Source organism: Vicinamibacterales bacterium, assembly GCA_035699745.1.
Taxonomy (GTDB): Bacteria; Acidobacteriota; Vicinamibacteria; order Vicinamibacterales; family 2-12-FULL-66-21; genus JAICSD01.
Window position 1 is genome coordinate 1 of the sequence record DASSPH010000027.1, and the last position, 13162, is coordinate 13162.

13 protein-coding genes are annotated in these 13162 nt (G+C 69.1%); 2 read left to right on the forward strand and 11 right to left on the reverse strand.

Annotated features, from left to right (window positions below; all coding sequences use genetic code 11):
- The 11 genes from VFK57_04885 to ggt form a co-directional block, all read right to left on the reverse strand.
- The coding region (locus VFK57_04885; protein HET7695022.1) for a M28 family peptidase at nt 1-1241 on the reverse strand (1241 nt) is incomplete at its 3' end.
- A gap of 87 nt (nt 1242-1328) precedes the next feature.
- On the reverse strand, nt 1329-2030 hold the full coding sequence (locus VFK57_04890; GenBank protein ID HET7695023.1) for a DUF4097 family beta strand repeat-containing protein: 702 nt from the start codon (nt 2028-2030) through the stop codon (nt 1329-1331).
- Nucleotides 2031-2104: 74 nt separating this feature from the next.
- Nucleotides 2105-2779, reverse strand: coding sequence for a HisA/HisF-related TIM barrel protein (locus tag VFK57_04895; protein HET7695024.1), 675 nt, complete (start codon nt 2777-2779; stop codon nt 2105-2107).
- Nucleotides 2779-3534 (reverse strand): imidazole glycerol phosphate synthase subunit HisF, encoded by a 756-nt coding sequence (gene hisF / locus VFK57_04900; GenBank protein ID HET7695025.1) that lies wholly within the window; start codon nt 3532-3534, stop codon nt 2779-2781. Before hisF ends, VFK57_04895 begins: the two co-directional genes overlap by 1 nt.
- On the reverse strand, nt 3528-4127 hold the full coding sequence (gene hisH, locus VFK57_04905) for an imidazole glycerol phosphate synthase subunit HisH (protein ID HET7695026.1): 600 nt from the start codon (nt 4125-4127) through the stop codon (nt 3528-3530). The genes hisF and hisH overlap by 7 nt, the downstream gene beginning before the upstream one ends.
- The gene (gene hisB, locus VFK57_04910) at nt 4124-4711 is read right to left on the reverse strand and encodes an imidazoleglycerol-phosphate dehydratase HisB (GenBank protein HET7695027.1); all 588 of its coding nucleotides are present in this window, start codon (nt 4709-4711) and stop codon (nt 4124-4126) included. Before hisB ends, hisH begins: the two co-directional genes overlap by 4 nt.
- Nucleotides 4696-5706, reverse strand: a complete 1011-nt coding sequence (locus VFK57_04915) for a histidinol-phosphate transaminase (protein HET7695028.1) — start codon at nt 5704-5706, stop codon at nt 4696-4698. Before VFK57_04915 ends, hisB begins: the two co-directional genes overlap by 16 nt.
- On the reverse strand, nt 5703-6983 hold the full coding sequence (hisD, locus tag VFK57_04920) for a histidinol dehydrogenase (protein HET7695029.1): 1281 nt from the start codon (nt 6981-6983) through the stop codon (nt 5703-5705). The genes VFK57_04915 and hisD overlap by 4 nt, the downstream gene beginning before the upstream one ends.
- 46 nt (nt 6984-7029) lie before the next feature.
- Nucleotides 7030-7920, reverse strand: a complete 891-nt coding sequence (gene hisG / locus VFK57_04925) for an ATP phosphoribosyltransferase (GenBank protein HET7695030.1) — start codon at nt 7918-7920, stop codon at nt 7030-7032.
- 3 nt (nt 7921-7923) lie between these two features.
- Nucleotides 7924-8232, reverse strand: coding sequence for a phosphoribosyl-AMP cyclohydrolase (gene hisI, locus VFK57_04930; protein HET7695031.1), 309 nt, complete (start codon nt 8230-8232; stop codon nt 7924-7926).
- 185 nt (nt 8233-8417) lie between these two features.
- The gene (gene ggt / locus VFK57_04935) at nt 8418-10145 is read right to left on the reverse strand and encodes a gamma-glutamyltransferase (GenBank protein ID HET7695032.1); all 1728 of its coding nucleotides are present in this window, start codon (nt 10143-10145) and stop codon (nt 8418-8420) included.
- Nucleotides 10146-10222: 77 nt separating this feature from the next.
- On the opposite strand from ggt, the gene glgX reads away from it, so the two are divergent.
- Together glgX and modA are read left to right on the forward strand one after the other, a co-directional pair.
- Nucleotides 10223-12364 carry a glycogen debranching protein GlgX gene (gene glgX, locus VFK57_04940; protein HET7695033.1) on the forward strand — a complete coding sequence of 714 codons (2142 nt, stop codon included), beginning with the start codon at nt 10223-10225 and terminating at the stop codon, nt 12362-12364.
- A 34-nt stretch (nt 12365-12398) separates the two neighbouring features.
- On the forward strand, nt 12399-13160 hold the full coding sequence (gene modA / locus VFK57_04945) for a molybdate ABC transporter substrate-binding protein (protein HET7695034.1): 762 nt from the start codon (nt 12399-12401) through the stop codon (nt 13158-13160).
- The last annotated feature ends 2 nt before the right edge of the window (nt 13161-13162 follow it).

Genomic DNA, 13162 nt, shown 5'->3' on the forward strand with positions numbered 1-13162 from the left:
CGCGCGCCGTGCGCGCGCCGCGGCAGGATCGCGCCGAGCCGGACGATCAGCCATCCGGCAAGCGTGCCGATCGCCAGCAGCATCAGGAACAGCCGATCGGGATGCGCGTACCACGGGTGATACACCTCGCGTGCGTAGCGCAGCGCCCAGACGGAGCCGACCATCGCGGCGGCGACGAACGCGACGCCGAACAGCGCCCAGACCGCCTCGAAGATCCAGCGTCCAAGGCCGACGAGACGAACGCTGGCGCCGAGCACCCTGAACCACGCCAGCAGGCCGCAGATCAGCGACGCGACCGCGATGAACCACGCGGCCATCGGTCCCCACGACAGCGCGGCGGTGCGGCCGACGTCGAAGTACGTCGCCTCGCCGCCGGTGCGGGTGCGCAGGTCGAGACCGTCCATCGCGATGACGGTCTGCACGACGTTCTCCCCCGTCGTCCGCAGCGCCTCGTCGGTCAGCCGGTCCGCCGTGTCGCGCGCGGTGTGGTACGCGTAGCTGTCGCCAACCGCGGCGAAGTTCAAACCGGGGACGTCGTGACGCTTCAGAATGGAGAAGTCGGTGTCGTTCGGCAGGCGCCGATAGATCTCGATCGCGAACGATCCGCCGCGCGGGTGCGGCGCCGATCGCGCCCATGGCCTGACCACCCAGGGATTGGCCGGGCCGGTCTCGAACAGCAGCGCCGTTCCGGCCGATCCCGTCGCCTCGACGTTCACGTACGCGTTCAGCCGGTCCATCACGTCGCGGTCGGTGACGAGGCCCGCCGCTCCCATCAGGCCCGACTCCTCGCCGTCGGTGACGAGCACGAACAGCGTATGGCGGCGATCGGCGCGCGCCCCCAGCACGCGCGCCGCTTCCAGCGATACCGCGACGCCGAGGCCGTCGTCGGCTCCGCCGGGCGCTTCCGGTGCGGAGTCGTAATGGGAGAGCAGCCCGATTGCGTTGCGATCAGGTCCGGCCTTGACGGCGATGATGTTCGCGACCCTCGCCGTGTAGCCCACCTCCGGCCGCCGCGCGTCGACGTCCTGCACCCGCACGTCGTAGCCGAACAGCCGCAGCTGGTCGACGACGTACTGCCGCGCGCGGGCATTCGCCGGCGTGCCGATCGGACGGCTGCCGATCGTGTCCGCCAGCATCCGCACGTGCGCGCGGGCGTTCTCGAGAGAAAAGATGGGTGACGGGCGAGAGCAGGCGGAGAGGGCGAGAAGGAAAGGGAGGGCGAGGGCGAGCCGCAGCCGCATCAGGGCATTCTATCGGGTGATCGGGCGATCGGGCGATCGGGCGATCACCCGATCACCCGATCACCCGATCACCCGATCACCCGATCCTTACCTGATTCTCGCGTCGCCCGAGAAGGTCTTGAACCGGTAGTCGTTGCCGCCGCCGCTGCCGATCGTTCCGGACACGCGGTTCCGGCGGGACGACCGGGTGGCGATGTCGACGTCGCTGCGGAGCGAGCCGCTGAAGCTGTCGAAGTCGACGCGGCCGCCCGCGCCCTGTGCGAGCGTCAGCTCGATGTCCCCGCTGAACGTTTCCGCCTCGATCGATCCGGTCGCGCCGGTCACCTCGATGTCGCCGGAGAACGTGTGGAGCTTCTGCCGGCCGGTGACACCCGAGACTCTGATATCGCTGGAGAACACGTCGACGTCGAGCGTCACGTCTTCAGGCACCTGGATGTCGAGCTGGGTCTCGACGACGTCACTGCGATCGCGCCCTCGATCGTCGCGATCTCTCCAGGCCTCGGACTTGCGGTTCGCCTCGATGGTCACGCCGCTGCCCGTCTCTCTCACCTCGAGCTTGATGTTCTCGAGGCGCTCGCGGGGCGCGCGGCGAATCGCCTGGATCGCGATGTCGCCGCGGCGCGACGCGGTGATCGTCACGGTGCCGGAAAAGTTCCTGATCCTGAGCTCGCCGCCGGCGCGAATGGACGCGGTGCGATCCACGCGCTCGGTCTCCTGCTGGGCCAGCGCGGGGCCGGCCACGGCCAGCAGTCCGGCCAGCGCACATGTCGAAATCTGGGGCATTTTCATCGCGAAATCTCCTCGCCGTTCGCTTAGACGGGGCGGTTCCGCGAAACGTTCGTAGCCTCCCGGGGTTCAGGAGATCATATTTTCAGCCGGCCGGTGTAGATCGCCATGCCGGCGACCGCGTCCACGCCGACGCTCTCGAGCCAGTCCACGTCGTCCTCGGTGGTGACCCCGCCCGCGGCGGTGACGGCCCGGGAGGTGGCGTCGCGGACCGCGAGCACCGCCTTGCGATCGAGCCCCTGCATCAGTCCCTCGACGTCGACGTTCGTGAACAGGAACTCGGCGAAGTACGGTTCGAGCCGGCGCACCGCCTCCACCGGCGTGATCGACAGGCGCGTGCGCCACCCGTCGATGGCGACGCAGCCCCCCCTCGCGTCCACGGCGGCGATGAGGCGGTCGGGCGTGAGTCGAGCGGCCAGCGTCTCTGCAAACGGGACATCGATCGCGCCGTCCCGGAACAGCGACGAGCCGATGATGACCTTGCGCGCGCCGGCATCCAGCACCGAGCGCGCCCGCGCGATCGTTCGAATGCCGCCGCCGACGCGGCACGGCAGCCGGCCGCAGATCGACGTGACGATGGCGCTGTTGTCGCCGGCGTTCTTGGCGGCGTCGAGATCGATCAGCTGCACTTTCGGGAAGCGCTGGAAGCGTGCGATCCAGCCGTCGAAGTCGTCGGTCTCCACAGCCAGCTTCTCACCCTGGACGAGCTGGACGATGCGTCCGCCCTGGAGATCGATCGAAGGAATCAGCATCAGAGTCGTACCGGAATGCCGCGGCCGCGCAGGTACGCCTTCAGCTCCGCGACGGCGTGCTCGGAGAAGTGAAACACCGAGGCGGCGAGCGCCGCGTCGGCGCGGCCGGCGGTGAACACCTCATGGAAGTGCTCGAACGTGCCAGCGCCGCCGGAGGCAATCACCGGGATCGGCACCGCGCCGGCCACTGCCGCGGTCAGCGCGCAGTCGAATCCCTGGCGCGTGCCGTCGCGATCGATCGAGGTCAGGAGGATCTCGCCGGCGCCGCGATCCGCGGCTTCGCGCGCCCACTCCACCGCCTCACGCCCGGTGGCGGCGCGGCCGCTGCGGGCGAAGACGTCGAAGCGATCGCCGCTGCGCTTGGCGTCGATGGCGGTCACGATCGCCTGCGATCCGTAGCGCGACGCGAGGCGCGTGAGCAGCGACGGCTCCGCCAGCGCCGCGCTGTTGAGCGCGACCTTGTCGGCGCCGGCATCGAGCGCGGCGGCGGCGTCCGCCTCGGATCGAATGCCGCCCCCCACCGCCAGCGGGATGAAGAGCTCCGCGGAGACCTTGCGCAGCGTGTCTTCCAGCGCGCGCCGGTTCTCGATCGTGGCGGTGACGTCGAGGATCACCAGCTCGTCGATCCCTTCGCGGTTGTAGCGGCGGGCGAGCGCGGCCGGATCGCCGGCATCCGCGAGGTCCTCGAACTGCACCCCTTTCACGACGCAGCCGTTGCGGACGTCGAGGCAGGCGATGAGCCGGCGGCTCAGCATGACGACACGAAGGCGCGAAGGATGCGAAGTCCGGCATCGCCTGACTTCTCGGGGTGGAACTGCACGCCGAAGAGGTTGCCGCGCTCGACTACGGCGGCGAACGTGGCGCCATGCTCGCACGACGCGGTGGTCGCCCCGGTGACCGGCGCGGCGTACGAATGGGTGAAGTACACCTGCGCCCCGTCATCGGCGTCGCTCAGCAGGCGCGAGGCGTTCCGCCGCGCCAGCGTGTTCCAGCCGACGTGCGGGATCTTGACGCCGTCGGCCGGCGGCAGGAGGAAACACTCGCCGCGCAGGAGCGCGAGGCCAGGAATGCCGGGAGCCTCGACGCTGCCTTCGAAGAGGAACTGCAGGCCGAGGCAGATGCCGAGCAGCGGCGTGCCGGCGGCGGCCGCGCGCAGCAGCGACGCGCGCAGCTCGGCGCCGATCGCCGCGGTCGCGCCGAAATGGCCGACCCCGGGAACGACGATCGCGCCGGCGCCTGCGACGTCGTCCGGATCGGACGTCACTGTCGGGGCCGCGCCCGCAGCGCGAAGTCCCTTGAGCACCGACGTCAGATTTCCGGCGCCGTAATCGATGACCGCGATGTTCACAGCAGACCCTTGGTCGACGGCAGCGCCCGACCGAGCTGACGGTCGCGCGAGCAGGCGACGCGGAGCGCCCGGGCGAAGGCCTTGAATATCGCTTCGACCTGGTGGTGGCTGGAGCGTCCGTACAGCACCTTGACGTGCACGTTCGCGCGCGCCCCCTGGGCGAATCCTTCGAAGAAGTCCTGCACCAGTTCCGACTGCAGATCGCCGACGCGGTCGACCGCGAGCTTCAGGTCGACCACCGCGTGAGGCCGGCCGCTCAGATCGATGGCGGCAACCGCGAGCGTCTCGTCCATCGGCATGACGAAGTACCCGGCGCGATTGATGCCGCGCCGGGTGCCGATCGCCTTCGAGACCGCCTCGCCGAGCGCGATCCCCAGGTCTTCCACCGTGTGGTGCTGATCGACGTCGAGATCGCCGGCGGCGCGGATGGTGAGGTCGAAGGCGCCGTGCCGGGCAACCAGCTCGAGCATGTGATCGAGAAAACGGATACCGGTGGTGACGTCGTACCTGCCGCGCCCTTCGACGGTGAGCTTCAGCGCAATCGACGTCTCGCGCGTGTCGCGCGTGATCACCGCGCGGCGCACAACACCTCCTCCAGCGCGGCGGCGGCGCGCCGGGTGTCGTCGACGAGGCCGGCGGTGACGCGGATGCAGCGCTCGCAGCCGCGCTCCCGCGATCGGTCGCGGACGACGACGCCGCGCGAGGCGAGCGCCGAGACGATGTCGCCGGTCGGCTCGCGGACCCGGATCAGCAGGAAGTTCGCGCGGCTCGGCCAGGTCTCGAGACCGAGCCGCTCGCAGGCGGCCTGCAGCAGACCGCGCGAGGCGGCCGACTGCTCGAGATACCAGTCGCGATAGGCACGGTCGGCGACGGCCACCGGCAGGGCGGCGGCCGCCCAGGCATTGAGGCTGTAGGGTGGAACGACCCGGGCGATCGGCCCGAGCGTCGACGGCGCACCGATCACCGCGCCGGCGCGCAGGCCGGCGATGCCGTAGGCCTTCGAGAACGTCCGTCCGACCACCAGGTTCGGAGCGTGGCGGAACGTGTCGGGATCGATCAGGGTCTCGCCCGAGAAGTCCGCGTACGCTTCGTCGACGAAGAGCGTCACCGGCGCGATGGCGGATGCGAGGTCTCGCAGGTCGCTCAGGCGGCAGGCGACGCCGCTCGGGTTGTGCGGATTGGCGAGGAAGACGATCCGCGTCTCGTTCGTCACCGCCGCGCGGACGGCGGCGGTGTCCAGCGTGAACCCCTCGCCGAGCGGCACCGTGACCATGCGTCCGCCGAGCGCGGTCGTGCACACTTCGTACATGTCGAACGCCGGTTCGACGCCGACGGCGTTCGGCACCGCGGCGGTGCGCTCGCGCAGCGCCGCGCCGGCGGCCGCGAGTATTCCCTCGTCGAGGCCGTTGGTCAGGAGGACGTGATCCGGAGAGACGCCGAAGCAGGCCGCGACCGCCGCGCGCGCCTCGTCGTAATCGGGGTAGAAGCCCGCGTCCTGGCGGGTGAGGGCGCGCAAGGCCTCCAGGACGGCGGGCGAGCAGCCCGCGGTGTTCTCGTTCAAATGCAGTCTCATGGTCATGCACGCCCTCTCGCGTCTCTCGTTCGCGGTGCCGATGGCGCATCGGTCTGACGAAGGCGGATCGAGGCGGCGTGCCCGTGCAGCCCCTCTGCCTCCGCGAGCGCCACCGCCGTCGGCGCGATGCGCTTCAGTCCGGCGCGCGTGAGCTGCTGGATCGTCGAGACCCTGACGAAATCCGCCGCGCTCAACCCGCCACGCGCCGCCGCCGCGCCGCTGGTGGGCAGCACGTGATTCGATCCGGTGGCGTAATCGCCCGCCGCCTGCGCGCTGTAGTCGCCGACGAAGATCGTTCCGGCGCGCCGCAGCCGCCGCGCCACCGCCGGCGTGTCGCACACCGCGTGCTCCGGCGCCATTCGTTCGCTGAGCGCCACCGCCTCGTCGAGCGACCGCGTGACCACGATGGCGCCGTTGCGCTGCAGCGCAGCGGCGGCCGGTCCGTCCTCGGGCATCCGCCGCGCGATCTCGTCCGCGACCTGCCGCGCGAGGCGCCGGTCCGGCGTGACGAACACCGCGCGCGCGTGCTCGTCGTGCTCGGCCTGGGCGAGGAGGTCCGCCGCAATCCACGCCGGACGCCCGGTGGTCGACAGCACCAGAATCTCGCTCGGACCGGCGAAGAAATCGATCGCGCAGTCCGCCGCGACGAACGCCTTCGCCGCGGCGACGTAGGCGTTGCCCGGTCCGACAATCTTGTCGACCTTGGGGATCGTCTCGGTGCCGTAGGCGAGCGCGGCAATCGCGTGCGCGCCGCCGATCCTCAAGAGACGGGTGACGCCGGCTTCGAGCGCCGCGGCACACACCGTGGCATCCGGCCGCGGGCACGCCGCGATGATCTCGCGCGCCCCGGCGACGCGCGCCGGAATCGCGGTCATGAGCAGGGACGAGGGCAGCGGATAGCGCCCGCCGGGGACGTAGCAGCCGACGCGATCGAGCGGCGTCACGCGCTGTTCGATGGTGATTCCCGGCGCCGGCCGGGTCGTCCATCCGCGCGGCAGTTGCCGCCGCGCGACGCCGGCGATGTGCCCGGCCGCCACCCTGATGGCCTCCCGGACGTCGGGTGTCACCGCCGTCGCCGCGTCGCGCATCTCTTCTGGTGGCACGTCGATCGGCTGCGTCAGCCGATCGAACCGGCGCGCATAGGTGAGCAGCGCCCGGTCGCCGCCGTGCCGCACCGTGGTCACGATACGCGCCACGCGCCGCTCCAGCGCGACGTCGCGCCGCGGCGCCCGATCCAGCAGGCTGGCGACCGTTCCCGCGTCGGAGCTTTCAACGATCCGCATTCAGATTTCCAGATTTCCAAATTTCCAAATTTCCAGATTTCCAAATCTAGAGCACGATCTTGTTCAGCGGGTACTCGACGATGCCCTGCGCGCTCGCAGCCTTGAGCCGCGGAATCAGGTCGCGCACGGTGCGCTCCTCGATGATCGTGTTCACCGCCACCCATCCGGCGTCGCTCAGCGGCGAGATCGTCGGCCGCTGCAGCGCCGGCAGCAGCGACAGCACCCGCTCGAGATCGTCGCGGCGGACGTTGAGCATGATCCCCACGCGCCCCTGCGCCTCGATCGCGGCGCGCAGCAGCAGCGCGATGTTGTCGAGTTTCGTCGCCTTCCACGCATCGGCGAGCGCCTCGGGATTCGCGATCAGCTGGGTATTGGATTCGACGACCGTGTCGATGATCCGGAGGCGGTTGGCGCGAAGCGACGAACCGGTTTCGGTGACCTCGACGATCGCGTCCGCCAGCGTCGGCGGCTTCACCTCGGTGGCGCCCCAGGAGAACTCCACCTTGACGTTCACCCCCAGCCGCGCGAAGTACGCCTCGGTCGCCTTCACCAGTTCGGTTGCGACCGTCGCACCCTCGAGATCCTGCGGCGACCGGTACCGCGAATCCTCCGGAACCGCCAGCACCCATCGCACCTTGCCGAAGCTCTGCTTCGCGTACACGAGATCGGCGAGCGGGACGACGCCCGACTGGCCGCCGTTCGAGGCGGCGTGCTCCGCCACCCAGTCGAGGCCGGTCAGGCCCGCGTCGAGCACGCCGTCCGCGACGTAGCGCGCCATCTCCTGCGCACGAATGAGCATGCACTCGATCTCCGGGTCGTCGATGCTGGGAAAGTACGACCGGGTGCTCGCGTAGATGTTGAAGCCGGCGCGCGCGAAGAGCTGCAGCGTCGCGTCCTGCAGCGATCCTTTGGGAATTCCGAGTCTGAGCCGCGCCACGACCTATTCCACCTTCCTGAAGCACGTGCGCTCGCCGGTGTGGCACACGTTGCCGTCGCCCAGACGCTTGACCCGCAGCAGCACGGTATCGTCGTCGCAGTCGACGAGCAGTTCCGAGACCTGCAGCCGGTTGCCGGACGTCTCCCCCTTCGTCCAGAGCGCGTTGCGCGTGCGGCTGAAGAAGGTCGCGAAGCCCGTCGCCCGCGTGCGCGCCAGCGCCTCTTCGTTCATGAACCCCACCATCAGCACTTCACCCGACGTCTCGTCCTGCACGACCGCGGGAATCAACCCGGAGAGCTTCGAAAAATCCATGCGTACATCCGTGTAATCGGTGTAATCCGTGGCCCCAGAAACAAAAAGCCCCGCCGACATGAATCGGCGGGGCTTCGAGAAAGCGCTTGGTGTTCCTAGATGATCAGTGGCGCAACTCGACCGGCCCGCCGAAGCAGGTGTGGTGGTGCCGGTGATGGTGCGCCAGACGGAACATCCCAAGCAGACTATTGCTTCGATGCCGCCGAAGTCAAGCCGGGGGACGCCTTGCCGTCGGGGCTGCGGCTGTCCGCCGCCCCCCACGCCACGCCGGCGGCATCGACGCCGATCGAGTTGGCGTCTCCCTGGCTCGTCCCCGTCTTCACCGTGTGCCCCATCTTCTGCAGACTCGCAAGCAGGCCGTCCGCGGCGCCGGAGCGCTCGATGGTCGCCTGATCGGGCAGCCACTGATGGTGCATCCGCGCCCCGTCCACCGCCGCGCGCACGTCCATGCCGAATTCGGTCACGTTGAGCACCACGTTGAACACGGTGTTGATGATCGTCCGGCCGCCCGGCGATCCGGTGATGAGCACGACCCTGCCGTTGCGCGCCACGATCGTCGGCGTCATGGAGCTGAGCATCCGCTTGCCCGGATCGATCAGGTTCGCCGGCGTGCCGATCGTCCCGTCGGGCAGCGTGATCCCGGGGTTCTTGTTGAAGTCCCCCATCTCGTTGTTGAGCAGGAATCCCGCTCCTTTCACCACGACGCGGGAGCCATAGCCGCCCTCGAGCGTGGTGGTGGTGCTCACCGCCATCCCGTCCTTGTCGATAACGGAGTAGTGCGTCGTCTCGTCGGCTTCCTGCGCCGTGGTGGTGACGATGTCCCTGCCGAGCTCCACGCTGCTGCTGGCCTTTGCCGGATCGATCGTCGCCGCGAGCGTCTTCGCATAATCCTTCGAGAGCAGACGGGCGAGCGGCACCTGCACGAAGTCCGGATCGCCGAGGTGCCGCGCCCGATCGAGATACGCGCGCCGCATGGCCTCGATCTCGAGATGGCGCGCCTCGGCTGAGGCCGCTCCCTTCGCCTTCAAATCGAAGTGCTCCAGCATGTTGAGCATCTGGATCAGCGCGACACCGCCGGAGCTCGGCGGCCCCATGGAGATGATGTCGAAGCCTCGGAACGTGCCCTTCACCGGTGCGCGCTCCTTGGCCTCGTAGGCGGCGAGATCGGCCTTCGTGATCAGTCCGCCGTTTGCCGCCATGTCGTCGGCGATGCGATCCGCGATCCAGCCGGTGTAGAAGGCGTCCGGCCCGTCGGTGGCAATCGCGCGCAGGGTCTTGCCCAGGTCGGTGAGCACGAGGCGATCGCCGCCGCTCCAGGCGCCGCCGCCCGGCTTGCCGTATGCGGCGACCGACGCCGGGAACTTCCCCATCGCGCCCGACACCTGGGAGTTGAGGCCGCGCGCCAGCGCCGCCGACATCGCGAACCCTTCCTCGGCGAGCCGCACCCCCGGCATCACCACGTCCTTCCACGGCAGCTTCCCGAACCGCTTGTGCGCGAGCGCAAGACCGCGGACGCTGCCCGGTACGCCTGGGGCCAGGTAGCCGGCATTGGTCAGGGCCGGCACCACCTTGCCATCCTTCATGTACATCGTCCGCGTCGCCTTCAACGGCGCCTTCTCGCGGTAATCGAATGTCGTCACGTCCCCGTCGGGGCGCCGCACGACCATGAAGCCACCGCCCCCGATGTTGCCGGCGCTGGGCAGCGTCACCGCCAGGGCGAATGCCGTCGCGACCGCCGCGTCCACCGCGTTGCCGCCCCTGGCGAGGATGGCGGCGCCGGCGTCACAGGCGGGCGCTGACGTACACACGACGAGGCCGTCCCTGGACGATACGCTGTCGCGCGTCTGCATGGCGCGGTGCGCGGGCGCAGAGGCGAACGCGACGAGCGCGATCGAGAAAACGAGCTTTTTCATACGCCGGAAGCTTACCCGAATCGCCGCCCCCCTCCGAGAACGGCCCGGGCACGCCCCTTGCCATAGCTCAGCCCGCGATGCAGATCTGGCCAGGACAGCCGCTCCCGCTGGGCGCCACTTACGACGGGAACGGAACCAATTTTTCGTTGTTTTCGGAGGTCGCCACCAAGGTCGAGCTTTGCCTGTTCGACGACGAGGGGCGGGAGACCCGCGTCACGCTCCCGGAGTTCACCGCGCTCTGCTGGCATGCCTATCTGCCCGGGATCAAGGCGGGGCAGCGGTATGGCTACCGCGTGCACGGGCCGTGGGCGCCGGATCAGGGGCACTGGTGTAATCCCAACAAGCTGTCGCTGGATCCATACGCGAAAGCGTTCCAGGGTGAGTGGACGTGGAACGAAGCGATGTTCCCCTACCACTTCGACAAGCCGGACGACTCGAAGAACGATCTCGACAATGCGCGCTTCATGCCCAAGTCGATCGTCGTCGACGACGGCTTCGACTGGGAAGGAGACGCGCCGCCGCGCACCCCGTGGCACAAGACGATCGTGTACGAGACGCACGTCAAGGGGTTCACGAAGCTGCATCCCGACCTGCCGGAGAACCTGCGCGGCACCTACGGCGGACTCGCCCATCCGGTGGCGGTGGCCTACCTGCGGGAGCTGGGAGTGACCGCGGTGGAGCTGCTCCCGGTCCACCAGTTCGTGCAGGACTCGCTGCTGCTGGAGCGCGGCCTGCGCAACTACTGGGGCTACAACTCCATCGGCTACTTCGCGCCGCACAACGAGTATGCGTGCTCGGGAACCCGCGGCGAGCAGGTGAAGGAGTTCAAGGGGGTGGTGAAGTCGCTGCACCGCGCCGGCATCGAGGTGATCCTCGACGTCGTCTACAACCACACCGCCGAGGGGAATCATCTGGGACCGGTGCTGTCGTTCAAGGGGATCGACAACGCCGCGTATTACCGCACGGTGGCGGACAACCGCCGCTACTACATGGACTACACCGGCACCGGCAACACGCTCAACATGATGCACCCGAACGTGCTGCAGCTGCTGATGGACAGCCTGCGCTACTGGGTGCTCGAGATGCATGTCGACGGGTTCCGCTTCGATCTCGCGTCGACGCTCGCGCGCGAGCTGCACGACGTGGATCGTCTGGGATCGTTCTTCGATCTCATCCAGCAGGATCCGGTGATCAACAAGGTGAAGCTGATCGCCGAGCCGTGGGACGTCGGCGAAGGCGGCTACCAGGTCGGCAACTTTCCGCCGCTCTGGTCCGAATGGAACGGCAAGTACCGCGACTCGGTGCGCGATTTCTGGCGCGGCTCGGACCAGACGCTGGCGGAGTTCGGATCCCGGTTCACGGGCAGCTCGGATCTCTACCAGGGCACGGCGCGGCGTCCCTACGCCAGCATCAACTTCATCACCGCGCACGACGGGTTCACGCTGCACGATCTGGTGTCGTACAACGAAAAGCACAACGAGGCGAACGGCGAGGAGAACCGCGACGGCGAAAGCCACAACCGCTCCTGGAACTGCGGCGCGGAAGGGCCGACGGACAATCCCGACGTGCTGCGGCTGCGCGAGCGTCAGGTGCGCAACTTCCTGACGACGCTCTTCACCTCGCAGGGCGTGCCGATGCTCTGCGGCGGCGACGAGATCGGCCGAACGCAGCGCGGCAACAACAACGGCTACTGCCAGGACAGCGAGCTTTCGTGGTACGACTGGGCGCACGCCGACGGCAGGCTGCTGGCGTTCACGCGCGACCTGATCCGGCTGCGCTCGCAGCATCCGGTGTTCTGCCGGCGCCGCTGGTTCCAGGGGCGTCCGATCCACGGCAACAGCGTGAGCGACATCGGCTGGTTCACCCCGGCCGGCAAGGAGATGTCGGAGCAGGACTGGCAGGCGGGCTTTGCCAAGTCCCTCGGCGTGTTCCTCAACGGCGACGCGATTGCGACGCCGGACGAGCAGGGGCGCCGCACCGTCGACGACAGTTTCTACGTGATGTTCAACGCCCACTCCGACGCCGTCGAGTTCGTCCTGCCGGAGTCGAAGTGGGGCGAGCAGTGGACGGTGGCCATCGACACCAGCGAGATTCCCGACGGCATGGATATCGATCGCAAGGGGCGTCAGCTCGCCGCGGGCGAGCAGGTGCCCGTGCAGGCCTGGTCCCTGGTCCTGCTGCGGCGATTCGCGGAGCCGCCGCCACACGCCGGCCCCTAGCCCCCGCCACCCCGGCAGGTATTAAGCTTGCGGCGTGCGCACAACGCTGCTCGCCGCCGGTCTGGTGCTGTTCCTGGCCTCGCAGGACGCTCCTGAGCCGGCTGCCGTCACGGTGTCGGCGGCCGTGAGCCTGACGGACGCGCTGTCGGCGATCGCGAAGGAGTATGCCGCCGGCACGCGCGGCGGCGTGCGCTTCAACTTCGGCGCGTCGAACGTGCTCGCGCGGCAGATCGTGCAGGGGGCCCCCGTCGATCTCTTCATCAGCGCGGACGCCGCGCAGATGGAGGTCGTCCGCGGCGCCGGTCTGATCCAGGAGGGCACGCGGGTCGATCTCGTCGGCAACCAGCTCGCCGTCGTCGTGCCGACGGATCGACCGCGCACGTTCACCAGCATCGCGCAGATCGGCGAACCGTCATTTCGCCGCATCGCGATAGGCGATCCGGCCGCGGTGCCCGCTGGCGTGTATGCCCGGCAGTATCTGGAGAAGGAGGGACTGTGGGCGGCGCTCCAGCCGCGGATCGTGCCGACGGGAAGCGTGAGGGCGGCGCTCGCCGCGGTGGAGGCAGGTGCGGCCGACGCCGCGATCGTCTATCGAACTGACGCGCGCGGCGCCCTGCGAGCGACGGTGGCGTGGGTGGTCCCCCTCGATCGCGGTCCGCGGATCGTCTATCCGGCCGCCATCGTGCGCGGATCGAGGAATGCGCAGGCTGCGTCGCGGTTCCTCGAGTTCCTCCGCAGCGCGACCGCGGAACGAACGTTCACGCGGTTCGGGTTCACCGCCAGGCCTGCCGGTTGAGC